Source organism: Zhongshania sp. R06B22, assembly GCF_040892595.1.
In the GTDB taxonomy this organism is placed as follows: domain Bacteria; phylum Pseudomonadota; class Gammaproteobacteria; order Pseudomonadales; family Spongiibacteraceae; genus Spongiibacter; species Spongiibacter arctica.
The window spans coordinates 274,174-299,380 of sequence record NZ_JBFRYB010000002.1; the positions used below are offsets into that span (position 1 = coordinate 274,174).

The 25,207-nt window shown below is 48.9% G+C and carries 17 protein-coding genes; 14 read left to right on the forward strand and 3 right to left on the reverse strand.

From position 1 onward, the window contains the following. Positions 1-4 precede the first annotated feature (4 nt). From AB4875_RS17100 to AB4875_RS17135, 8 genes are all read left to right on the forward strand, one after another. Positions 5-3,817 carry a pilus assembly protein gene (locus tag AB4875_RS17100; RefSeq protein WP_368377327.1) on the forward strand — a complete coding sequence of 1,271 codons (3,813 nt, stop codon included), beginning with the start codon at positions 5-7 and terminating at the stop codon, positions 3,815-3,817. Further along, positions 3,814-4,254: a type IV pilin protein gene (locus AB4875_RS17105; protein WP_368377328.1), complete on the forward strand. Its 441-nt coding sequence runs from the start codon at positions 3,814-3,816 to the stop codon at positions 4,252-4,254. The genes AB4875_RS17100 and AB4875_RS17105 overlap by 4 nt, the downstream gene beginning before the upstream one ends. 128 nt (positions 4,255-4,382) lie before the next feature. Further along, a complete protein-coding gene (locus AB4875_RS17110; protein WP_368377329.1) occupies positions 4,383-4,802 on the forward strand; it encodes a type IV pilin protein in 420 nt (139 codons plus the stop codon). Continuing rightward, the gene (locus AB4875_RS17115) at positions 4,790-5,242 is read left to right on the forward strand and encodes a GspH/FimT family pseudopilin (RefSeq protein WP_368377330.1); all 453 of its coding nucleotides are present in this window, start codon (positions 4,790-4,792) and stop codon (positions 5,240-5,242) included. The genes AB4875_RS17110 and AB4875_RS17115 overlap by 13 nt, the downstream gene beginning before the upstream one ends. Next, a complete protein-coding gene (gene pilV / locus AB4875_RS17120) occupies positions 5,242-5,814 on the forward strand; it encodes a type IV pilus modification protein PilV (RefSeq protein ID WP_368377331.1) in 573 nt (190 codons plus the stop codon). The genes AB4875_RS17115 and pilV overlap by 1 nt, the downstream gene beginning before the upstream one ends. Next, positions 5,814-6,905, forward strand: a complete 1,092-nt coding sequence (locus tag AB4875_RS17125) for a PilW family protein (protein WP_368377332.1) — start codon at positions 5,814-5,816, stop codon at positions 6,903-6,905. Before pilV ends, AB4875_RS17125 begins: the two co-directional genes overlap by 1 nt. Further along, entirely contained in the window at positions 6,905-7,456 is a 552-nt protein-coding gene (locus AB4875_RS17130) for a PilX N-terminal domain-containing pilus assembly protein (protein ID WP_368377333.1), read from the forward strand. Before AB4875_RS17125 ends, AB4875_RS17130 begins: the two co-directional genes overlap by 1 nt. 38 nt (positions 7,457-7,494) lie before the next feature. After that, complete coding sequence (locus AB4875_RS17135) at positions 7,495-11,376, forward strand: pilus assembly protein (protein WP_368377334.1); 3,882 nt, start codon at positions 7,495-7,497, stop codon at positions 11,374-11,376. A gap of 40 nt (positions 11,377-11,416) precedes the next feature. On the opposite strand, the gene AB4875_RS17140 is transcribed toward AB4875_RS17135, so the two are convergent. After that, positions 11,417-12,790 (reverse strand): sigma-54-dependent transcriptional regulator, encoded by a 1,374-nt coding sequence (locus tag AB4875_RS17140; protein ID WP_368377335.1) that lies wholly within the window; start codon positions 12,788-12,790, stop codon positions 11,417-11,419. Between the two features lie 27 nt (positions 12,791-12,817). Further along, positions 12,818-14,407 (reverse strand): sensor histidine kinase, encoded by a 1,590-nt coding sequence (locus AB4875_RS17145; RefSeq protein ID WP_368377336.1) that lies wholly within the window; start codon positions 14,405-14,407, stop codon positions 12,818-12,820. A 148-nt stretch (positions 14,408-14,555) separates the two neighbouring features. Here AB4875_RS17145 and AB4875_RS17150 point away from each other — a divergent pair, with 148 nt between their 5' ends. Next, on the forward strand, positions 14,556-16,184 hold the full coding sequence (locus AB4875_RS17150) for an NAD+ synthase (RefSeq protein ID WP_368377337.1): 1,629 nt from the start codon (positions 14,556-14,558) through the stop codon (positions 16,182-16,184). A 172-nt stretch (positions 16,185-16,356) separates the two neighbouring features. Further along, the gene (locus tag AB4875_RS17155; RefSeq protein WP_368377338.1) at positions 16,357-17,961 is read left to right on the forward strand and encodes a glycerol-3-phosphate dehydrogenase/oxidase; all 1,605 of its coding nucleotides are present in this window, start codon (positions 16,357-16,359) and stop codon (positions 17,959-17,961) included. Between the two features lie 91 nt (positions 17,962-18,052). On the opposite strand, the gene AB4875_RS17160 is transcribed toward AB4875_RS17155, so the two are convergent. Further along, positions 18,053-18,919, reverse strand: a complete 867-nt coding sequence (locus AB4875_RS17160) for an outer membrane protein assembly factor BamD (protein ID WP_368377339.1) — start codon at positions 18,917-18,919, stop codon at positions 18,053-18,055. Positions 18,920-19,014: 95 nt separating this feature from the next. Here AB4875_RS17160 and rluD point away from each other — a divergent pair, with 95 nt between their 5' ends. From rluD to AB4875_RS17180, 4 genes are all read left to right on the forward strand, one after another. After that, complete coding sequence (rluD, locus tag AB4875_RS17165) at positions 19,015-19,971, forward strand: 23S rRNA pseudouridine(1911/1915/1917) synthase RluD (protein ID WP_368377340.1); 957 nt, start codon at positions 19,015-19,017, stop codon at positions 19,969-19,971. A 44-nt stretch (positions 19,972-20,015) separates the two neighbouring features. After that, positions 20,016-20,795 carry a peptidoglycan editing factor PgeF gene (gene pgeF / locus AB4875_RS17170; protein ID WP_368377341.1) on the forward strand — a complete coding sequence of 260 codons (780 nt, stop codon included), beginning with the start codon at positions 20,016-20,018 and terminating at the stop codon, positions 20,793-20,795. A 121-nt stretch (positions 20,796-20,916) separates the two neighbouring features. Then, positions 20,917-23,505: an ATP-dependent chaperone ClpB gene (gene clpB, locus AB4875_RS17175; protein ID WP_368377342.1), complete on the forward strand. Its 2,589-nt coding sequence runs from the start codon at positions 20,917-20,919 to the stop codon at positions 23,503-23,505. A 109-nt stretch (positions 23,506-23,614) separates the two neighbouring features. After that, entirely contained in the window at positions 23,615-25,198 is a 1,584-nt protein-coding gene (locus tag AB4875_RS17180; protein WP_368377343.1) for a DUF4331 domain-containing protein, read from the forward strand. Positions 25,199-25,207 lie beyond the last annotated feature (9 nt).

The window sequence follows — 25,207 nt, forward strand, 5'->3', positions numbered from 1 at the left end:
AATTATGACTATATCTAAGAAGCGTAATACGCGTGTCGGTTTATTATTTTTTTCTATGGCAATAATCTTTCCGAGCTTACTGAATATGTCATCTGCCTATGCCGCAGATAGCTGTATTATCGAGCAGGTGACTAATAAGTCTATCGGTAAGAAAAATGCTAATCAGACGTACACCTTTTCAGATTTAAGTAAAATTACTGAAATAGTTAGTGTCGATGTCGATAAAAAGAAAGAATGTCCTAATAGAAAGTATGCGTTTAATGATAATAAGCTGACTGTCTATAACAGCAAAAATGATAATACAAAATGTAAGGCTAAGTTTACGGTTAAAGGTGAGAAGAAAGACTGCTCATCGGTTGATCCAGTGAATGATGATATTGCCCAAAATCCATTATTTTTAACTCAGGCCGCTGAGCCCAATGTCATGTATATTTTGGATGACTCCGGTTCAATGCAGTTTGAGTTGATGCCAGATAGCATTATTTATAGTAGCACTCGATATATATTCCCTCGGGCAGATGGCGTCTATAAAGGTGATGACTATAGCAACTATGTGCCCACTGTCGATGCAAACTCAGGGTTTAATGCACGTTCGCGATCGCCACAAATAAATTCCGTTTACTACAATCCAAACTCGACTTATGCACCCTGGATCAAAGCCGATGGGAGCTTGTATCCCGATGCTGATCCTAAGTGCGCTCTGCATAACCCAGATCGAACTACGAATAGTTTTGATGCAAAACTCTGCCGCAACCTTACGGTTAATAATGGCAATTACAATAGCGTTAGATGGTATAGCTGCGATAGTGGTGGCGATTGTAGTTTCACCACTAACAATAAATCATTTTGGCCCGCTAAATATTTTTGGTACAAGGGTGCGGGCAGTGATTGGTCTTGGAGTAACTTCAAAGAAGTCGAGATTCGTTCAGGCCAGACATATACCGGTGACGGTCGTGAAAATCGTGATGACTGTGATGAGGCCGATGATGGGGCTGTTTCTTGTACATATACGCAGGAAATACAGAATTTCGCAAACTGGTATACCTATTATCGTTCACGCATTTTAACCGCCCGCGGCGGCAGCGGCTATGCCTTCGCTGAACAGGGTGTAGGCATACGTGTTGGTTTTGGCAGTATTAACCAAGACGAAACCACCATAGATGGTGAAAAGACCAAAGTGATTGTTAACGGTGTGCGCGCTTTTGACGGCGAAGCACGAACTAATTTTTACAAATCGCTATATGAACGTGAAATCCCAAATGCGGGAACTCCATTACGCTTAGCAGTGGATTATGCGGGTAAGTATTTTTCACGAAAGGATAATAAGGGGCCTTGGGGCGCCGATCCTGGTACTGATGATAGCTCGGATCAGTTGGAGTGCCGAAGAAACTATACGGTATTAATGACCGACGGCTACTGGTCTGGCTCTGCTACCAGTGGCGGGCCAAATAATAATAATGATGGTACTGATGGACCTACGCAAACTGGGCCTACTGGTGCTAGTTTTAGCTATAAAAAGGTGTCGCCATTTACCGATGGAGAATCGAGTACGCTAGCCGATGCGGCTATGTATTATTGGAAAAATGATCTTCGTACAGATATGCCCAATGTGGTTGCGGTATCTAAAACCTCGCCGGCATTCTGGCAGCATATGACCACTTTTGGTGTGGGTCTTGGCGTTTTTGGTACAGTTGACCCAGATGCAGCATTTGCGGCGATTTCATCCGGCGATACCATCTCCTGGCCTAAACCAACATCAAATGAAGTTCATAAAATTGATGATTTACTGCATGCGGCTGTGAATACCCGGGGCGGGTTTTTTAGCGCATCAGAGCCAGAAGTATTTGCGAACAAGCTTGGCGCGATTTTACAAACGATTGCTAATGAAAGTAAATCTTCGGCGTCATCGGTCGCCGCGAACTCCACCAGACTGGATTCCGGAACATTAGTTTATCAAGCGAGTTTTAATAGTTTAGAGTGGTCGGGTCGAATTATCGCCTATTCTTTAAATGGCGACGGTAGCCTTAATAATGCTGTTTGGGATACCAATAAAGGTGGAATCCCAGCGCCAGCATCAAGAAATATTATAACGGGTGTGGGTGATCAACAAGGATTCACAAATAAGGCAATTGCTTTCACTGATGCGAACTGGAGTCAATTGGCGACAAGTCAACAGAATGAGCTTATCGCTGGTGAATCGATTGCTGATGGTAAGGCGCGCCTCGCTTGGCTGCGAGGTGACAAGAGTCTTGAGGGTAATAAGTTCCGAGGGCGTTCAACTATTTTGGGCGATATTATTAATTCAGATCCCTTTTTTGTTGGTCAGAATGAGAACTTTGGCTACAACAAATTACCGGGACTTGAAGGCTCAAGTTACGCAAGTTTTCTTTCGGCTAAGGCCGCACGTACCTCGATGATTTATGTTGGCGCGAATGATGGCATGTTGCATGGCTTTAATGCCTCCACGGGTGTTGAGAAATTTGCTTATATTCCTGTTTCTGCGTATCCGAAGTTAGCTGAACTGACAGCGCCTGAGTACGAGCACTCCTATATCGTCGATGGATCACCGCGAGTATTAGATGCCTATTTGAGTGGCGCTTGGAAGTCCATTTTAGTTGGCTCGACTGCGGCCGGTGGTCGATCTGTTTTTGCGATTGATGTTACAAATCCTGACGCATTGGGTGCATCTAACTTTCTTTGGGAGTTTGCGACACCAACTACTGCCACTGATAAATTAGGCGTTGCTATGAGTCAGCCCGCCATCGCGCGCGTTGCGGCAGGAGGTAAGTGGGTCGCGATCTTTGGCAATGGCTATAACTCTGGTGATACCGTCAAACTCTTCGTTGTCGATTTGGGAACCGGCGCATTGCTGAAGGCAATTAATACTGGGGTAAGTGGCACCGATAATGGCTTGGCAACGCCAGTCCCCGTCGACGTCAATAATGACCGGGTCACTGATTTTGTCTACGCAGGTGATTTGAAGGGCAATCTTTGGAAGTTTGATTTAAGGGGAACAAATAATAACCAGTGGGATGTTGCTTTCAAGACGGCGGGGGTCGCAACACCTCTTTATACCGTTGTTGATTTAGACGGTAACCCTCAGCCGATTACCTCTCGTCCGACGGTAGGTGCTCACCCTCAAGGTGGGTATATGGTTTACTTCGGTACTGGTAAATATTTCGAGAACAGCGACGCAGTATTGCCAGCAACACCGCCAGTTCAAGATTTTTACGGTATCCGTGATAATGGTGCAAGCTTTACTGGAAGGGATAAATTGCTTTCGCAATCGATAGAATTTCAAGGGGCGGCTACAACCAAAAATGGGTCAGTCTCTACAAATCAAATTCGCATTGTAACTAACAATAGTGCTGGTTCTCCGCCGACCTATGGCTGGCATTTACCTTTGTATCCGCCGTCGAAAGCGCGTACCGGTGAGCGGGTCGTTTCGCAACCTGTGCTTCGCAACGGCAGAATTATCTTCGCCACTATTATTCCCTCGGAAAGTGTCTGCGGTTTTGGTGGTAGTAGTTTTTTGATGGAGTTAGATGCTGAGACGGGTGGTCGCATTGGCGATCCAGTATTGGATATCAATGGCGATGGTAAAGTTGATTTGTTGGATTTAGCACTATTTGAAGGAGACTATTATCCTGCAAGTGGTATCGGAAGCCCGGAGATGATTAAAACGCCAGGTATCATTGGCGCGGGCGAACTCGAATACAAATACACGTCGGGTACCAGTGGTACGATTGGCGTGATTACAGAGACGGGCGGAGGAAGCGAGGCTTCTGGTCGGCAGTCATGGAGACAGCTGCAGTGATACATTCTAAGCGAGGCTTCAGTTTAATAGAGCTTATGATTACTGTGGTGATCATCGGTATTTTGGCGTCTGTCGCCTATCCCTCTTACCAGGAACAAGTGGCTAAGTCGCGGCGTACTGAAGCGAGCGGTGCGTTGCTATCGGCTGCTCAAGCGTTAGAGCGGTATTACTCGGCAAATGGGCGCTACACAACCACCGCGGCAGGCTCGACTTTGCCGTCGGTATTTTTGACTAAAGTGCCAGAAAATGGCGCGGCTTATTACAATATAGCGTCTAGCTCTGCTTCCGCCAATGCATTCACGCTCAGGGCCAGTCGAGCGGGATTAATGGCAAACGATAGCTGCGGAGATTTTACTCTGGATGAGACGGGATCCCTTGCTATAACGGATAAACCGGCGGGCTCTTCAAAAACCATAAGCGACTGCTGGCGCCGCTAGTTAAGGTCCACTTGAGTTTGTTCCTACCGCTGGTCGCCTTGAGTCTACCGATCGTCGGCCCCCAGCTGACATTGATCTAATTCTTTCCTAAAGTGTAAAGCGAGTCATTTTAATTGGACGCTTTACACATGCTTTTATCCTTAGCCCGTCACCGAGGCTTTACCCTGATTGAAGTAATGATCACGGTTGCCATCATTTCCATTCTTACCTTGGTTGCCTTGCCTTCCTATCGTGATTACGTTGTCCGCGCTAATCGTTCGGCAGCTGCTAGCTACCTGCAGGAAGTTGCAAATTTACAGGAACGCAATTTTCTTGATGAGCGGAGCTACGCAACCAGCATGCTAGATTTGGGCGCTACAGTGCCTTCTCAGGTAGAGCAGAACTATACGGTGACGACAGTGGCAGATAATGCGGCCACGCCACCGAGTTATACGGTTTCCGCGGCGCCGAAATCGAATCAAGCCGGCGATGATGACTGTGGCACTCTAACCTTAAATAGTCAGGGCCAGCAAGGCTATGCAGCGGGGGCGACACGATGCTGGAATTAGGCCAACAGCGCGGTTATACACTGCTTGAATTGATGGTGACCTTGGGTATTGTCTCGATACTCGCGGGAGTGGCGGTACCTTCATTTACTGATTTTGTCCGCACCCAGCGCTTACGTAGTGTAGCAAGTGATTTGACAACTTCGTTTCAGTTAGCGCGAAGTGAAGCAGTGAAGCGCAATACCGATATTACCGTGGCTAGAGTGGGCAGCAGTTGGGTTGAAGGTTGGACTGTGGCTGCCGGCGCGACAACATTGCGCGCGCAGGATGCAATTTCTGGATTATCTATTACTGGCAGTGCGAACAGTTTTATCTTTCGAAGTAATGGACGTATCGACAGTGCGGTCACTTTTAGTTTGGCGAGTGCGGCAGATGCGAGTGCAGCGAAATGTGTGCGCCTGTCATTGAGTGGCAGCACCATTACTGATGATGGGGCTTGCTAATGACCAGAATTACCCGCTCTAGGCACAACGGCTTTACCTTGATTGAGATTTTAGTTGCGCTAGTTGTGTTGCTTGTTGGCTTGATGGGAGCCGCAGGTCTGATGGTTAGAACAGTGCAGCAGGAGGCTGAGTCCTACCAGCGTTTGCAGGCCTTGAATTTATTGCAGGATATGGTTGATCGGATAAATGCCAATAGGGCTGTGGCCGGCTGTTATTCCTATGGTGGTAGCGGGTCAGTTTTGGGGTATCAGGTGACCTCCCTGACATCGTGCTCGCTAGGTGATACTTCCCAGCAAACGATTGCCGATGCGGATCTTAGCGAATGGAATAATTTATTGCAGGGCGCCTCAGAACAAATCGGCAATACCAATGTAGGTGCAATGCTGGGAGCTAGGGGCTGTGTGCAGCAAATTAGTGCGACGGATCAAACCTACCGTATTACTGTGGCGTGGCAAGGACTGAACGACACGGTGACCGCCCCGGCCAGTAATACGTGTGGCAAGGATCTTTACGGTGACGAAAAGCTTAGACGTATTATCAGCGCGATTATCCGTATTGGAGATTTGTCTTGATGAAATGCAAATTAGATATTAGGACTCATCAACGCGGCTTGTCCTTGGTAGAGCTATTGATCGCGCTCGGCTTGGGCGCATTTATGTTACTGGGTATTATCAGCCTTGTCGCTTCCGTTAGCACCACTCGCACAGAGTTGGCCAACACCTCGGATCAAATAGAAAATGGTCGCTACGCCTTGCAGGTGTTTAATGAAGACCTTGCTCTGGGCGGATTTTACGGTAATTATCATCCCGGTTTGGGGGCGGTTACTTACACCGAGCCGAATCCTTGCGAAACGACGGTCGCCAACTTAGGATTTAGCGGTATTCTCACGCCGGTAGTCATGCCTGTGGCCGTTAATGGCTTTCCCTACGACAGTGCCAGCTCGGCTCCCGGTTTGACGATTCCTAGCTGTTTCAGCGCCCAAGTGCGGGATAAGTCAGAAATTCTGATCGTTCGTCATGTAGACCCAAACTCGGTTGCGGTCACCGCAGCCAATATTCCGGCAAGTAATACGACGCCTTATTTGCAGATGTCTGGCTGCACTTTAGATTCACTTGCTTTCAAAATCAGCACCGATAGAAGCGATCTGGATCTTCGAGAAAACGGCTGCACCCCCTTAGCGTCGACCTTGGCTGAAGCGTGGCCCTACACGCTGCGAGCCTATTTCATTTCGCCATGTAATGACTGCACAGGCTCCGGTGATGGTATTGCCAGTCTCAAGGCTTATGAATTTTTAAATGGAAGTGGTGACATTAAGACCTTGGTTGAAGGGGTGGAGGATATTCATTACCAGTATGGTCTAGACCTTGACGGCGATAGCGGTCCAGATTGCTATGTTGCCAATCCCACTGTTAATACCAAACCTGCTGGCTGTCCTGCTGGCGCAGCGTATACATGGGAAAGTAGCGATACTCTAAATTGGCAAAATGTGGTCTCAATGCAAATTAAAATACTGGTACGAGGTAGTCGTTCCAGTAACAACATTAGCAATAGTAAAACCTACAATATTGGCCGCGAGGTTCTAGGTCCCTACAGCGATAATGTGAGGCGACAAGTTTATTCGACTGTTATTACCTTACCGAATGTTGGCGGAGTGAGAGAGTAATGAATTCTAACTTGGGAAATAAACAGGGCGGTGTGGTTTTGATCATTGTACTGATTATGTTGGGCATCTTTAGCGTTATTGTTGCCAGCATGCTGACCAGCAGTAATGTTAATTTCAAAATTGCCGGCAACCAGCAGTACCGCTTAGAGGCCAAGTTGGCCGCTAGGAATGCGCTGGAAACTTATATATCGAATCCCGCTAACTTCTCTTTGCCACTGCCTACCGCCAACTCAAATATCGAAAGTGATTTTGACGGTAATGGGGTGGTTGATATGGTGGGCGTTGTGCCGCCGCCGAATTGCCTGCGCATCGCGCCGATACTGCGCTCGGAGCTAAGTTATCCCAAGGACAAAGACTGTATTCGCACCGCTCAGGATGTTGACGATAATATTTTTAGGGATAACGAGGGCGTTGCCTCCGTCACAAATTCGGGTTGCGTGAAAATGACCTGGGATGTTCAGGCTAATGTAGTCGATACAGTGACGGGCGTTAATTTAGAAATGCATCAGGGCGTATATGTCCGCGCTGCATTAGGTACCACATGTCTTTAAGGCTAGACGTTTGTTGAATTTAATTTTGCGAGGCCGCTATGAAAACTTTTAATCACACCATGAGAACTCTGGTCTCCGCCGCTGCGTTACTGTTTTTATCAGGTGGGCTGGTTGTTGCTGAGGATATTGATCTCTTTGTGGGTAATACGCCGTCCTCAGAAGCTCAGACGGTGCTGCTTGCCTGGCATACCAGCGGTAATGTAAACGCCAACGCTGTGCATGGCTGTGTGTACAGTGATAACGCGGGTATACCGGCGCTCGGTGCGACAACGGTCGGTGGTATGGAGCAGTGCGCCATGGTGAATGCGGTGCTATCTCTGAAAGCTGATATTGATAACCTAGGTGCTCTAAAAGTCGGCTTAATGGTATTCAATAAGAATAACCTCGACACGTCTTTCCCGAACGGCACCAGTCTTGGCAATGGTAACAATGGCTGCGGGTATTTGATTATTCCACCGACTTTACTGACCTCCGCGGGTATTGATGCCTTTGTTACTAAATTGAAGGCGATTGATGGACGAGTTACTGCCAATGCCTCGGAAATGGGGGATATGGTGTCCGAGAGCTGGGCTGTATTAAATGGTCTTGGCGCATCGGCATCGTGCTCCGGTGTGAATTATAGTTCTTTGGCCGTGCCAGGCGGTTCATGCCGCGATGCTGTTATGGTTTATATTGGCAATGCCACTGCAGCTAATGCCAGTGTAAAAGATGGTAATAACAATCCAAGTGGAGTGCTATTTAATCAACTGAATTCAGCATTTGGTTATGCTAATGGGTCGGCCGAATATAATAATTACGCAACAATTAGGAATGTGACTGGCTTTAATAAAAATCCGGCCAATGATTTTTGGGCGGATGAATGGACATACTTTATGAACAAGGTGGACGTTGACGACAGCGCCCAGTCTGATCGCAATGTTACGACTTATTCTATCGCCGTTTATGATCCTAGTGTTCAATCACAAGTCGCAGAGGAGTTAGCATTTCTTGGTGAAATTGCCAGAGTTGGTGGCGGTAAGGCTTACCAGGTAACGGCGACAAGTCATGCAGATTTGGCGCAAATTTTCCGCGAGATTTTTAATGAAGTGCTTGATGTTAATAGCGTCTTCTCTTCTGCGACTTTGCCAGTGAGTGCAAACACCCAGGGCACGTTTGAAAACCAGATTTATATCGCCATGTTCCGCCCTAACCCTACTGGCGGCCCGCGCTGGTTGGGTAATGTTAAGCAGTTTCAGTTTGGTGTAGATATAAACGGCGGTATTGTGCTGACGGATGCTCTTAACCCCACTGTTGACTCTCAGTCGGTAGTTAACCCGGTTACCGGCGGCTTAGTTGACAGTGCGCAAAGCTTTTGGACTACTAATTCGCCGGTAGGGCAGGCGCAATGGCCTATTGATGGTTTTTGGAAAAATAGTCCAGAGGGCGATGGCTTTACCTTTGATGCGCCTGATGGAGATCTGGTTCAGAAGGGCGGCGCCGCACAAATGCTGCGGGTGGATTATCTGGCGGACCAGAGTGCGCGTCGTGTTTATACCTGCCCCAGCTCTGGTTGTGTTGCCAATGCGGCCTTAACTGAATTTAAAACAAGTAATAGTGATTTGGTTAGTGCCCTAGATGCAATAATTTCTGCCACATCAAGTAGCGCAACGTCGACCATTACAGCGGGTAAGCAGGCGCAGATATCTGGGACATCAGTGTGCAGTGGCAACGGCGGTAATCGTCGGTGTACCTATAGCTACGCTGTCGGGTCGCCGACGTTTGATTTTTCCACCAGCGAAGATCGGGTGGTGTTAGGCGCAGGGATTGTCGGCAGTTCAAAATGCACCAACTCGTCTCCTTGCGTATTAGAGTCCGCTTCTGCAAGCCAATTTGTTATCAAGACGGGTAACTCTGTTAGCGCGGGTACCACCACATTTACAAATGCGACGGTGACCCGCTTGACCAGCCGGATCAATGTGGGGCAAATAGCGCATGGTCTCAATGCTGCTCAGGCTTTGCAGTCGTGTACTCTCAATGGCACCAACAGTGCTGCGACGGTTTTGAACGCTTCGTTAATCACCGGTGCGTCGGTTTCAACTAGCAACTTCCGTAATGTGGATGCTAATAACTATACAGTTAGCATTGGCGGTGGAGCATATGTCTATGCCAGTGCTTTGGCTAACGTTCAATGTACCGCTTCTACAGACTCATTAAATACCGCTAGTATTATTAATTGGGTCCGTGGTGAAGATAATGCTGCAAATGAGCAAATGCCTGGACCATGCTCTGATGGAAGCTGTGCTTTAAATGTGCGTGGCTCTATTCATGGCGATGTTTTGCATTCGCGTCCAGCGGTAGTAAATTATGGTAGCCGAGGGGTTGTTGTTTACTACGGCTCTAATGATGGTCTTTTCCGAGCAATTAATGGCAATCGCAGTGCCGCCATAAGCAATAGTGGCAATACAGTTTCTGTGAGGGCGGGCGGGGAATTGTGGAGCTTTGTGGCGCCTGAGTTTGTTGACCAGCTTCCACGTCAATTTAACGACGACCCTGCGATTCGTTTCCCAAACACGCCTGCGGCATCTGATGCTGAATACCGTGATTATTTCTTTGATGGCACGACTACGTTCTTTCAGGATAGCCGTAGCTCAGGTGCGACCTCGGGAGATGTCTATCTTTATATGTCAGCGCGTCGTGGTGGCCGCCTGCTATACGCTATGAACGTGACTGATCCAATGGACCCGGTGGTTATGTGGCGATTCACTACTACGCAGCTGCCAGAGTTGGGTTATACCTGGTCGCAGCCAAAAGTCACCAAAATCGGTGGGCGGGCTAGACCGGTATTGATCTTTGGCGCTGGTAATTCACCAGAACAAGATGCCGACCCTGTCGTTGCGGCCGACACGATGGGTCGTGGTATCGTGATCCTTGATGGCATTACAGGTAAAATTATTTGGGCGGCATTAAATAGCTGTGCTTCTGTTCCCGCCGGGAGTTTTAGCACTTTGGGAACAGAGGGTGTTACCGGAACATGTGTTAGTAACGGCGCGTTGAGCAATGCTTTTCCTGCAGATTTAACACTGTTGGATAGAGACGGAGACGGTTATACAGACCGTCTTTACGCGGCCGATGTTGGCGCAAATATATGGCGGGTTGATCTTGATCCTCAAGACTCAACAAATATTTACGTCAGTCCAGTTACCACCACTCCGGCTACAGAAATCATTCTTACCAAGTTTGCGGCGCTAGGCGGCACAGGAAATAACGCCAGAAAAATGCTTTATCCACCTGATGTTGTGCCCACCGATGGCTTTGACCTAGTGGTGGCTTCGACCGGAGATCGCGAGCATCCACTCTATACCGCGGCTGCTACGGCCGGGACTGCGCAGAATGTCCAAAATCGCTTCTATATGTTAATTGACCCAAATGAGGGGGCGTCGGCGGCAGGCTTTACAGCCGTGGTGGAGTCCGATTTATTGGATCAAACTACATTAACCTGCATCGACAATAGTAATGTCAGTGGTACAAGCGTGACTTGTGATTCGACTAATAGTACAACCTATGTATTCGACGGCAGTACCTCACCGTATTTAGGTTATTACTTGAATTATTCTGCGGGTGAAAAAGGGGTAAACGCTCCACTGACTGAAACGGGTACGGTTTATTTCGCCACTAATAAACCAGATACGCCAACGCCGGGTACCTGTAGCAATGGTCTTGGACGTGCCTTTGCTTATCAGGTTGATGTGCTTACTGGTGAAACCGTGAGGTCAGAGTTTGCTGGTGGTGGCTTACCGCCAACCGCAATTTCAGGACTGGTTTTATTGAATGGGGAGATTCGCTACTTCCTATTGGGTGGGGATGGCGATTCTATCTTTAAGCCCAGTGAAGGTAAGCCAATTACTAGTGGTCGCAAGCGCATGTATTATTTTTATAAATAGCTTCATGCAATGGAAAAGCGGCGGCTTGTAGCCGCCGGTTTTAATTGTCTAGCTGATGTTTTTTGAGCTTGTAGCGGAACTGCCTAAACGTCACCCCAAGCATTTTTGCTGACTCCGTTTTATTCCAGCGGTTAGCTTCCATTGCATCGGAAATAATCTGCATTTCTATATTTGCAAGATAGCTCTCCATATCGCCCTTGGCGGCCTCCATATGCGATATCTCGCTTGCTATTTTTGCTGACGTGTTAGCGCCCTCAGTAGTTGCAGGTGCTGAGGGTAGAGACAAGTCATCTGGCTTTATGATGCTGTTCTCGCAGAGCGTGGCAGCGCGCTCAATAATATTTTCTAGTTCGCGCACATTGCCGGGGAAGCGATAGTCGCACAGGGTTTGCAGTGCTTCATCGCTCATGACCGGAGGTGTCAAACCCCACTCTCTGCCGATTTTGTCTAACATGAATTTCGCTAGTAGAGGAATGTCTGTCCGGCGATCTCGTAAGCTTGGCACTTGTACTTCAATAACGTTGATTCGATAGAACAAGTCACTGCGAAAATGTTCTGCCGCAACGGCTTTGCTTAAGTCTCTATGGGTAGCGCTGAGGATGCGAACGTCGACGGGTATTTCTTGGTTGGAGCCAATTCGCCGAACCGCTTTTTCTTGTATGGCGCGTAATAATTTCACCTGCATATTCAAGGGTAGATCGGCCACTTCATCTAAAAATAGCGTGCCGCCATTTGCTGCTTCAAACAGACCTTCTTTGTGGTCATAGGCACCGGTAAAGCTGCCTTTGGCATGGCCAAAAAACTCACTTTCTACGAGCTCGCTGGGAATTGCACCGCAATTTACGGGGACGAAAGGGGCATCGCTGCGTGGGCCATTAGCATGAATGAGCCGAGCAACGACCTCTTTACCACTGCCGGATTCACCGCTGATATAAATTGGCGCCTGGCTGCGTGATAATTTGATGATCTGCTCGCGCAGTGTGACGATGCACGGGGTTTCGCCGAGAAGTCTAGTATTGCTGCTGCCATCAAACTGGGTGTCGCGGCGGCCAAGTTTTAATGCGCTTTTAACAAGGTTGCGGAGTTGCTCTACTGAAACTGGTTTGTTGATGAAGTCGAAAGCCCCAGCCTTTAATGCGTCGACCGCCACCTCGGTGCTGCCGTAGGCAGTTAGCACCGCGACCGCGGTAGAGGGGGATGACTGTTGGATATGGCGGACTATTTCTAAACCAGAGCCATCAGGTAATTTTATGTCGGTTAGGCATAAGTTAATTGCGGGGTCTGACTGCAGTGCCTGCATGGCATCGTGAACGTTGCCAACAGCAATAGTTTTCAAGCCCATTCGGCTAATGGTGATGTCGAGAAGTTCGCGAATATCCGGCTCGTCATCGATAATTAACACGGTTTGTTGCATTTGTTTAGACTCTTTTTAGATTCTTTTTTAGTCAGCGATAGTGCCGCGATCAGGGTGGGAAAATTGTAGTCTGAAGCAGCTCTCCCCGCGCTCAGTGCGGCGATAATAAATGTGTATTTGGTTGGCTAGGCACAGTTCCCTACACAAATAAAGCCCCAAGCCGTTGCCCTGTTTTTGTGTTGTGAAAAAAGGTTCAAATATTTTGTCTTCATCTTCGGGCTTGATACCTGGCCCGTTGTCGATGATATCAAGACTTACTGCCCCGGAGCTGGCATTCTTTATGCAGCGAAAAGTAAGAATGGCTTTATCACTATTTTCGGCACCATGACGCGCGCCATTCTCCGCAATATTAGAAATAATTTGCACTAACTGGCTGCGATCGACATTGACGTCGTCATCCTTTAGAGCGCTGTCCACGTTAATATCCAGCGGTTTATGATTCGATGGCTGCCAGTCATCTAGAAATTGTTTTAGCCATGAGCTTAGTGCAAAGCGCAGCGGCTCTGGGCTTCTACCGCGCGATAATTCTAGAATATTTTTTATAATGTCGTTCATACGTAGCGCGTGGTTTTGAATAATGGCGGCAAAGCGCTGGTCGACTTCGTTCAAATCAGGGCTTTCTGCTAGTAGTTGCGCGGCGTGGCTTATGGCGCTCAGTGGGTTGCGGATCTCATGAGCAATGCTGGCGGTAAAGCGGCCTAGAGAAGCCAATTTTAGGTTTTGTGCTCGCTGGTTAATTTTACTGATGTCTTCCAGGTAGAGTAAGCGGTGGCTATCACTATTTTTTTCAAGAATGCTCATGTTGACATGGATGTCTAAATGCCCCGCGCCAATATTGATAACTTTTGTCGTGTTCTTATGATTGCGGGCCATGTCTATGAGCGCAGGAGGCACATAATGGTTGCTGTCTGTGACGGGGGTGGGGATATCGAGTAACTCTGTGGCGGCTGCATTGATGAGTTTTATTTGCCCGGTTTTACTCATCACGACTATTCCGGTCTGCATGCGCTGCACAATCCGCTGATTGATTCGCGACAACTGCTCTATGTCGGTACGGCGGTGTTCGGCCAATTGTTGGGCTTTAACGATGCGCGCGCTTAAATAGCGGATGGCTATAGCGGCCGCAAAATAGGTGGTGCCGGTCATGCCTGCAACAATAAATCGTTGCGCAGATACCCGTTCGCTCAAAGTGTGGGCGGCGACTTCGCTGATTGCAGATATGGTTGCCAGTGCGGCAATGGCTAAGCTTAGCTGTCCGGGCATAGTAATACTGGCGGCGCTGATGGTAACAATGAGTAATAGCGGCAGGCCAGAGTCGGCGCTGCCAGAGCAATAGCTCATTAGCATGATGACGCCGACGTCGACAAAAAACTCGAAGAATAGCTGGGTTTGGCTATATTTGGTGCTAAATAAGGTATGGATTAGCAGGGCCGCAATGGCGAAGAGGGTGTAGCCGATGACGGCGATGGCAAACCATTTTGGTGCAATAGTTCCCAAAGTGGAATTTGCTGGTCCAAATAGCAAGGCAATCAGTATCATGCTTGCTAGAACAAGCCGATACGCGCTGTACACCCGCATTATGGCCCGTTGCTGGAGGAAATCTTGCGCAAAAAACATATTGTGCCCTGATGTTAGCTAAAGCGTAGTTTATACGCCCATAGTGGGGGATGCACTCTCGCTTATTTGCTAGAATAGATCTCTGTATTCATGTGCTTGCCTGGCGACGACCGGGCGCGGCCTCGTTTTTATTTATGGAATTGTATTAATGACCTCCCTGCGTATCGTAATGGCTCAGATAAATCCCGTCGTCGGAGATATCGAGGGTAATACAAATAAGATTATCGCCAACATTGAAACGGCGGTATCGCGTCACGACCCCCAGTTAATTTTGTTTCCAGAATTAGTGATTACAGGGTATCCGCCTGAAGACTTATTGCTGCGCTCCAGCCTGGCGCACCGCGTTGAGCGCGCGCTGCAGCGTATCGCCAGCCATGCGCCGAAATGTTATGTAGTGCTGGGTTATCCGCGATCGATGGATGGCTATTTGTATAATGCGGCGGGTGTGTTTTTCGGTGGCAAGCTGGTTAATGAATACCATAAGCAATGCCTGCCTAATTACCGTGTTTTTGATGAGAAGCGCTATTTCAAGGAGGGCCGCGATACCCTGGTGATGGATATTTTTGGTGTCCCCACGGCGATCAGTATTTGTGAAGATGTTTGGGAAGATGCACCAACGGCCGGCGCCAAAGCAGAGGGGGCTAAGTTAATGTTGAATCTCAGCGCTTCGCCCTTCCATGCTGGTAAGCAGATCGAGCGTGAAGCCTTGTTGGCGCAGCGCGCTTGGCAGGGTGGCATGCCAGTGGTGTACTGCAATCTGGTCGGTGGCCAAGATGAGCTGGTATTCGATGGCGCTTCAATGGTGGTGTCTGAGGAAGGGGAATTAATTGCGCGCAGTCCCGCTTACGTTGAATACATTAATTGCGTGAATGCTCGCTGGGATGGTCGCCGTTTGCGGTTTGATGACGGCGAGGTCAGTGATCTGCGACCGGTGCTGGAAGATATATACGAGACCCTCGTGCTGGGAGTGCGGGACTACGTCAATAAAAATGGTTTTAACGGTGTAGTCTTGGGCTTGTCGGGTGGTATCGATTCGGCGTTGACCTTGGCGATAGCCGTAGATGCTTTGGGCGCTGACCGGGTTGAAGCCGTGATGATGCCGTTCCGCTATACCGCGTCAATGAGTATGGAAGATGCCCAAGCCCAAGCCAAGGTGCAGGGTGTGAGCTACAAGGTGATCTCGATTGAAGCCTTGTACGATAGCTTTATGCTTGCCTTAGCCGATGAGTTCGCGGGTATGTCCGCGGACAAAACTGAAGAAAACCTGCAAGCTCGCTGCCGCGGCGTATTGTTGATGGCGATATCAAACAAGAAAGGCTATTTGGTGCTCACTACCGGCAATAAGAGTGAAGTGGCGGTGGGTTACTCGACCTTATACGGTGATATGGCCGGTGGCTTTGACGTCCTAAAAGACGTTGCAAAAATGCGGGTGTTTGAGTTAGCAAGATATCGCAATACCGTGTCGCCAGTGATTCCGCAGCGGGTTATTGATAGGCCGCCATCGGCTGAGTTGGCGCCTGGGCAAGAGGATCAGGATAGTCTGCCACCCTACGATATTTTGGATCAGGTACTGGAGCGCTATATAGAGGACGACGAGAGCGCCGAAACCATTATCGAGGCGGGCTTTGATCGCGAGATGGTGTATCGTATTTTACGCTTGGTTGATTTAAACGAATACAAACGTCGCCAGTCGCCTATAGGAACACGTATCACCGAGCGCGGCTTCGGGCGTGACCGCCGCTATCCGATTACTCAAAAATGGGTCATCGGTGACTAAGATTTTCTTGTTGGTCGCGGCAAGCCTGGCTGCCGCGTTTGCCAATGCCGTGAATTCAAATGGTTTATGCTAATCCGGCGAGTTTTTTGCTTCGTAGCTCTAATCTGTGGTGGTTTTTATAACCGCTAAGTACGCACTCTTTAATTACCTCTGAAAGAAAATCGGGATCGCAATGGAATTACGGGCAAACAATGTCAGCAAACTGCGCGATGGTTATTTCGACGTATTGATTTTAGGTGGCGGCATAAATGGAGCGGTGTCAGCGGCGTCCTTGGCAGCCAAAGGTGTGAAGGTCGCTTTAGTTGATCGCGGTGATTTTGCCGGCTCAACCAGCTCCAATTCATCTAATTTAGCCTGGGGCGGCATTAAGTATTTAGAAAATCATGAATACTTTTTGGTCGACAAACTCTGCCGCAGCCGCAATCACTTGATGCGCAGCTATCCCTCAACGGTAAAAGAAATTCGGTTTTTGACCACCATCCAAAAAGGCTTTCGTTTTCCGCCGTTTATTGTCTACCTTGGCACCATTCTTTACTGGATTATTGGTCGCTTTGCCACACGTGCTCCCAAATATCTGAGCCCAGCTGGATTGAGTAAACGTGATGGCGTTATTGATACTGCCTTGGCAGCCGGTGGCTTTGAATACTCCGACTGCTATCTTTACGATAACGATGCCCGTTTTGTGTTTAATTTTATTCGCAGCAGTTTGAATTACGGTTGTATCGCCGCCAATTATGTAGAGTCTATGGGCTCTGAACGCCGTGGCGGGCTGTGGCATACCCAGTTGCAGGATAAACTGAGCGGCGAGACATTCGAGGTGCGCAGTCGGGTATTGATTAATGCCTGCGGCCCCTATGTTGATGCTCATAATGACCTTACAGGTCAAGACACCGAGCACCGGCATTTATTTTCTAAGGGAATTCATTTAATTGTTGATCGGATATCTGAAACCCACCGCATTCTCACTTTTTTTGCCAGTGACGGGCGTTTGTTCTTTGTGATTCCCATGGGGCCAAAGACCTGTATTGGCACCACCGACACTCAGGAGAGTAGTCCCGAGGTTGAGGTGACCGCAGCAGATCGTCAGTTCGTACTCGATAATGTGAATGCCGTATTGAAGCTTGAGCGGCCCTTGACCCCCGACGATGTGATTGCCGAGCGCTGTGGTGTGCGGCCGCTGGCGTTAAAGGGACGCGAGGGTGTGGCTGACTGGGTTAAGCTGTCGCGTAAGCATGCAATAGATACCAATAGCGACGATCAGCATTTAAGCATTTTTGGGGGTAAGCTCACCGACTGCTTGAATGTGGGCGACGAAGTGTCGGACATCGTTGCTAAAATGGGTGTCGCTGTGCCGTTTCCTGCTAAACGTTGGTACGGCGAGCCTAGCAATAGTGTGAAAGAAGAGTTCATGCATCAAGCCATGTTAATGGGGCTTGATGATTTGACGGATGCATCGTCTTCAGAGCCCTTAACGCAGCGTTTGTGGCGGCGTTATGGTCGCAGCGCCCTAGAGATGTTAGAGATGATTCGCGAGGATCCCACTAGCGCTGAGTTACTGATTGAGAATGCGGAGTATCTGCGCTGCGAGATAGAGCATGCGGCGCGAAGGGAAATGATTACTAAGCTGGAGGATTTTTTACGTCGCCGATCTAAGATTTCTCTGGTGGTGCGTCGTGATGACATTATCAATGCACCGGGCTTGAAAGAAGCCTGCGAGATTTTATTCGGCGATGAGGCCGATGCAAAATTGCAGGAATACATTGCCGCGACTGCATAGTCGCGGCTTCTAGCTTGTGTTAGATAGGTAGTGGACACAAAAAAGGCAGCCTAAGCTGCCTTTTTTAATTCAATGCCATTCGACCGGAGTATTACTCCTGTTCGCGGTTATCAAATTTGGGTGGGTCGTATCGGTCAAATAAACCGAGAGTCGCCTTATTTATCACCGAGCCTTCCTGATCAACCCCGACCTGGCTGATAAAGTTGCCCTTTTTATCCAGTGAAGGATGGTCCGGGAAGTTTTTACGCAATACCGTTAGCGACTGTTCGGCTAAATCTTCCATGCCCAATAGCAAATATGCCTGAACCATAACCGCCAGTGCGTCGGGTGTTGCCGGAGTTTGTGGCAAGTTTTCAATTACGTAGCGACCACGATTAGCCGCTGCCAAATAGGCTTTGCGCTTAAAGTAGTAATTAGCGACATTGATTTCGTAACGAGCCAAGCGGTTGCGCAACTGAATCATCCGCGCTTTGGCGTCGTCAGCGTATTCGCTGTCAGGGAAGCGTTGCAGCAACTGGCGGAAGTCGTCAAACGACTGAATAGTCGAGCCGGGGTCACGCTGGGTCATATCGGTGGGAATAAAGCGCTCCAAGAAGCCTTCGCCATCGGTATAGTTTGCGAGACCGCGCATATAATAGGCGTAGTCGACTTTTTCATGCCGCGGATGTAGACGGATAAAGCGATCTGCAGCGGCAACAGCAGCGTCATTATCGCCGCGGCGATAGTGAGCGTAAACGATTTCTAATTGCGCTTGTTCAGCGTAAGGGCCAAATGGGTAGCGGCTTTCCAGTAGCTGCAAATTATCAACAGCCAATGCAAAGTTCTTGCTTTTCAGGTAGCCTTGCGCGGTTTCGTATATTTCCCGTTCAGATAAATCTGGGCGGTCTGGTTTGCCAGCACAGCCGGCGACCAAAACGGTAATAAATAGTAGTGTAAAGACCTTAACGACAGCTTTCATGTAATTTTTCCAAATAGCGGAATATCCTAACGACCCCTTGCCAAGCGAGGGCCTGCTATTTAAACACAGCGCGCAGATGGTATAAAGAATCACATATGACCGAGATTATTGATCGACAGGAAATCGTCCCCGAAGCCCACAATGGCGGTCGTTTCGACCAGGTGGCGGCGCAGTTGTTCCCAGAGTACTCCCGTTCTAGGCTACAAACCTGGATAAAAAGCGGCGAACTCACTGTTAGCGGTGAACTTAGGCGTACCCGCGACAAGGTTGTGGACGGCGAAACACTGTGTTTAAAGGCAGAATTACAGGTTGAAGTGCGCTCGGTGGCTGAGCCCATCGATTTGGATATTGTCTACGAAGACGATTACGTCATCGTGATTAACAAGCCAGCGGGGCTGGTTGTCCATCCCGGTGCAGGTAATCCTGATGGTACTTTGCTAAACGCGCTGCTCAATCACTACCCTGAGATCGATAAAGTGCCGCGAGCGGGTATTGTCCATCGTCTCGACCGGGATACCACTGGTTTGATGATTGCCGCTAAAACCGTGGAAGCTCATACCAGCTTGGTTGCGCAATTGCAGTCGCGGGAAGTACACAGGGAATACGACGCCGTGGTCTTTGGCACCATGACAGGCGGCGGCACGGTGGATGAGCCTATGGGGCGTCATCCCCGCCAGCGCACTAAGATGGCGGTATCGCAAATTGGCGGCAAAGATGCCGTGACCCATTATCGGGTAACGCGCCGCTTTCTTAATCACACCCATATTCGCTGTTTCTTAGAAACTGGCCGCACCCACCAAATTAGGGTGCATATGGCATACATAAAATACCCCTTATTGGGTGATCCGCTATATGCCGGGCGTCCGCGTTTGCCTAAAGGCGCGACTGAATTGCTGATTAATACTCTGCGGGGCTTTGACCGTCAGGCACTCCATGCCCGTAAATTGGAGCTGGAACACCCTATCACCGGCGATACCATGTCTTGGGAGGTGCCCCTTCCTGATGATATGAAGGCTTTGTTGGCGGTTCTGTCCACGGAAGATGTTCGCTAGATTATTTTTGCGCAGTGGTATCGAGTGAGACTGGAGCCCACAGAATGATAGCGAGTGATTATCTTATAGCCCCTAATTGGCCTGCACCTGCAAATGTGCTGGCATTGTCGACTACCCGAAAAGGTTTGGCGGGCTATGCGGGTGCTAGTGTTGGGGCATACTCCCACTTTAATCTCGGCGATCATGTCGATGACTCACTTTTAAACGTTGCCAAGAACCGAGCGGCCCTACTCGCGGCCTGCGATAATTTGGATGCCATTGTGTGGCTGCAGCAAGTGCATGGCATTGAGGTTTGTGAGGTCTCAGACGTCCGAGCGGCGCCAGTTTGCGCGGATGCCAGCATTACCCGAGCCAAGGGGCTAGGGTGTGCAGTGTTAACCGCCGATTGTATCCCCGTCCTGTTTTGTCGCATAGACGGTGGCGAGGTTGCTGCGGCTCATGCGGGTTGGCGAGGCTTGTGCGCCGGTGTCTTGGTCAATACCGTGACCGCTTTTAATTGTCCCCCACAGGAATTGATGGCGTGGATAGGCCCCGCTATATCACAAGCGCATTTTGAGGTTGGTCCAGAAGTGTATCGGGCTTTCTTAAAAGAATTTAGCGGCGTGTCTAAGGCTCAAATTGAGAATGCATTTAGACCCTCTGCCTATAAGGCAGGACATTTTTATGCTGATATTAATGCACTCGCCCAATGTCAGCTGCAAAACCTAGGCGTGGCCTGGGTCGGTGGAGGAGATCTGTGTACCTATGCTGATGCCGATCGTTTTTATTCCTTTCGGCGCGATGGCCAAACCGGTCGTCAGGTCAGTCTTATTTATCGCCGCTAATTATTTATAGCGGTATCTCCTTAGCTATTCTGCTTGAAATCGTTCAGTTAGCCCCCCATTTATGGTTTAGGGAAGGCGAAGTATTACTTTGTCTATTCGTGATCTTTTGGGGGAGCCCGATATGCGTGCTGATCGTTTTACTAATTCTTTACAAACTGCACTTGCCGATGCGCAATCCTTAGCGCTAGGTAAGGATCATCAATATATCGAAGCCGTCCATTTGTTGTCTGCATTGTTAAAACAGCAAGGCGGCAGCACGAGACCCTTGTTGACTCAGGCTGGCGCTAATATTCCGGCATTAGAGCAGGCGGTGGCGACTGAGTTGAGTCGTTTGCCAACGGTGCAAGGTGCTGGTGGCGATGTCCACGTATCTCAAGCCTTGGCCAAGATTTTTAATATAAGCGATAAGATTTCGCAGCAGCGCCAAGACAGCTATATCTCCAGCGAATTAATTTTACTGGCCATGCTCGAAGTTGGCGGTGAAGCCGCAAAGTTGATCACTGACAACGGTGTCGCCAAACCTGCCTTACTGGCGGCCATCGATAAAGTTCGCGGTGGCCAGCCTGTCAATGACGCCTCAGCAGAGGAGTCGCGGCAAGCACTTGATAAATATACTGTCGACCTAACCGAACGAGCTGCATCGGGCAAGCTAGATCCGGTCATAGGTCGCGATGACGAGATTCGACGCACTATCCAAGTCCTGCAGCGCAGAACAAAAAACAATCCGGTTCTAATTGGTGAGCCGGGAGTTGGTAAAACCGCGATTGTTGAGGGTTTAGCGCAGCGAATAATTAATGGTGAAGTACCCGAAGGCTTAAAGGGTAAGCGTGTCCTTTCCCTGGATTTGGCGGCTCTATTAGCGGGCGCTAAATTTCGCGGGGATTTTGAAGAGCGCTTAAAGTCGGTATTGAATGAGCTGGGTAAAGAAGAAGGCCGGGTAATTTTATTTATCGACGAATTACATACCATGGTTGGTGCAGGTAAGGCCGAGGGTGCGATGGACGCCGGCAATATGTTGAAGCCTGCGCTGGCGCGGGGCGAATTGCATTGCGTTGGCGCGACAACCTTGAATGAATATCGCCAGTCTATTGAAAAAGACTCGGCCCTAGAGCGCCGCTTTCAGAAGGTGTTAGTCGAGGAGCCATCTGAAGAAGATACCATTGCGATTCTGCGTGGTCTAAAAGAGCGTTATGAAGTCCACCACAGTGTTGATATTACCGACGCGGCTATTATCGCGGCGACTAAACTGTCGCAGCGTTATATTACCGATCGTCAGTTGCCTGATAAAGCCATCGATTTGATTGATGAAGCGGCAAGCCGTATTCGTATGGAAATTGATTCTAAGCCCGAGGTCATGGATAAGCTTGAGCGACGCTTAATTCAATTAAAGATACAGCGTGAGGCGGTAAAGAAAGAGGATGATGACGCGGCGCGTAAACAGTTAGATAAATTAAATTTGGATATTGATAAAGTTGGTAAAGAATTTTCAGATTTAGAAGAAATTTGGAAAGGTGAAAAAGCGGCGTTGCAAGGTTCTGCACAAGTTAAGGTGGATCTTGAGAAAGCCAAATTAGATATGGATAACGCCCGCCGCGCCGGTGATCTGACGCGCATGTCAGAATTGCAGTACGGGGTTATTCCGGGATTAGAGAAAAAACTCCTCGATGCCGATGCGGTAGATCATGGCGAAATGCAGCTGCTCCGCAATAAGGTAACTGAAGCAGAAGTTGCTGAAGTGGTATCGCGCTGGACCGGTATCCCCATTAGTAAAATGTTGGAAGGCGAACGCGATAAGTTATTGCGTATGGAAGATGAGCTGCACCGCCGAGTGATTGGTCAAAGTGAGGCCGTTGACGCAGTATCGAATGCGGTAAGGCGCTCTCGAGCGGGTTTGAGTGACCCCAATAGACCAAACGGATCGTTCTTGTTTTTGGGGCCAACTGGGGTAGGTAAGACAGAGCTCTGTAAAGCCTTGTCGATGTTTCTTTATGATAGCGAAGACTCGATGGTACGTATCGATATGTCGGAATTTATGGAGAAACATTCTGTCGCCAGACTTATCGGTGCGCCTCCGGGGTATGTTGGCTATGAAGAGGGCGGATACTTAACCGAGGCGGTACGCCGTCGTCCATATTCTTTGCTTTTGTTGGATGAGGTAGAGAAGGCGCATCCTGATGTGTTTAATATTTTATTGCAGGTTTTAGACGATGGTCGTCTTACCGATGGTCAGGGTAGAACAGTAGATTTTCGCAATACTGTAATTGTCATGACGTCGAACTTGGGCTCAGATGTGATTCAAGAGATGACACTGGCCGCTAGCGGATACGACAAAATGCGGGAGGCCGTTTTGAACGTGGTTTCTGGACATTTTCGACCTGAGTTTATTAACCGCATCGACGAGCTGGTTGTGTTCGAGCCCTTGGACAGAAATCAAGTTCAGGCTATTGCGAGTATTCAAATAGGAATACTTAATCAACGTCTCGCCGAAAGAGAATTGCGCTTAGAAGTGAGTGATGAAGCGATGAGCCGCTTGGCCGATGTTGGCTTTGATCCGGTGTATGGCGCAAGACCCTTGAAACGCGCCATTCAACAGCGTTTTGAGAACCCGCTCGCGCAACGATTACTGAAGGGTGAGTTCAGTCCTGGACAGATTATTACGGCCACGGTTGACGGTGAAAACATTGTGTTCACCACGCCACGGTTGCAGTAATAGTGAAAGTAATCGCTTGATGTTTGGCGTGTAGATAATTTTATTTAGTGATCGGTATTAGTTTTGGCTGCGTACAGTGCAGTCAATAAGTAATAACCGAGGTATCACTATGAAATTATCTACACGGGGGCAGGCGCTTGCGCTGTCACTACTCAGCGCAAGTGTTATAGGTCAATTTGCAGTCGCATCAAGTCACCGAGAGGCACCGTTCATTGCCGGTTCGCCCAAGGTTGATGGTACCGATTTTTATATGTTCCGCAGCTATGAAGATGGTCGCGGCGATTTTGTTACTTTGATTGCTAACTACCAGCCTCTGCAAGATTCTTACGGTGGTCCTAATTATTTTACGATGGATCCCACTGCTCTCTATGAAATCCATATCGATAACGATGGCGATGCAGTAGAAGATTTAACCTTTCAATTTGAATTTAATAACGCCTACGGCCAAGCGAATGCATCTGGCCTAATTCGCGACGGCGGTATTGATACCGGCGCTGGCAGTGATGTTCAAGTGCCCCTAGCGGCTTTTGGGCCTGCGAATGTAGTGGGCGGTCAAACTGGACTGCTTAATGTGGTCGAAACGTATACCGTTAACGTGGTAAGTGGTGATCGCCGCACCGGTAGCAGTAGCGCAGTGACTGAATCAGGCGGCAGTAGCACTACATTTACCAAGCCTGTGGATAACATCGGTGCCTTGACGATTCCCGATTACAACGCCTATGCCAACCAGTTTATATACGAAGTGGCCGTGCCGGGTTGCGCTACCCCGGGTCGTTTGTTTGTGGGCCAGCGCCGCGAAGGTTTCGTGGTGAATTTGGGCGAGATCTTTGACCAAGTAAACCTCAATCCTCTTGGTGCGCGGGATTCGCGTAGCAATACCATCGATGACAAAAACGTGACGTCCTTGGCCTTAGAAGTGCCAGCAAGTTGTTTAACTAGCGGTGACGACACAGTGATTGGCGCGTGGACAACGGCGAGTAAACGTCAGGGTCGCGTTCTTAATCCAGCACCGGCTGGCCCAACGGATAATGCGTCAGGTAAAGGGCCGTCAGTAGAGCTGGGTGCTTGGACACAGGTCTCTCGTTTGGGTAGCCCGCTAGTTAATGAAGTCGTTATTGGTATCACCGATAAAGACAAATTTAATGCAAGTGAGCCAAAAGACGACGTTGCAAACTTTGCTACATACGTCTTGTTCCCCACGCTGCCAACTATTGTTGAAGTATTGTTCGGTGTGCCTGCGCCAATGCCAGAAGGCGGTCGTACTGATTTGCTAGCGGCCTTTGTAACTGGTGTAACGACTGGCCCCAATGATACACCTGCTAACTTTAAGTTTACCGCTCCGGCTAATTTGACCACGCCTGGTGAAATGCTTCGCTTAAACACGGCAATCGGAACTGTGGTTCCAGGTGCGAGCGGCTACAGCGATCTTGGTTTTCTAGGCTGTGATTTGGCAGGTTTTCCGAATGGACGTCGTGTAACAGATGATGTGGTAGACATTGCCCTTACTGTTGCTGAGGGTGCGTTATTGGGTGCCAATGGTCTGCAAACTTGTGATTTAAGTGGTGCTTCGCCGGTAGTTGCTAACTCCGGTACGGTTGTAAACGACGGCGCCTTGCCAGTGACAAGTGATTACCTGACGGTATTCCCATACCTAAATACACCTTTCGCTGGTGTAGCAACGACCAATAGATAAGGAGGCGTT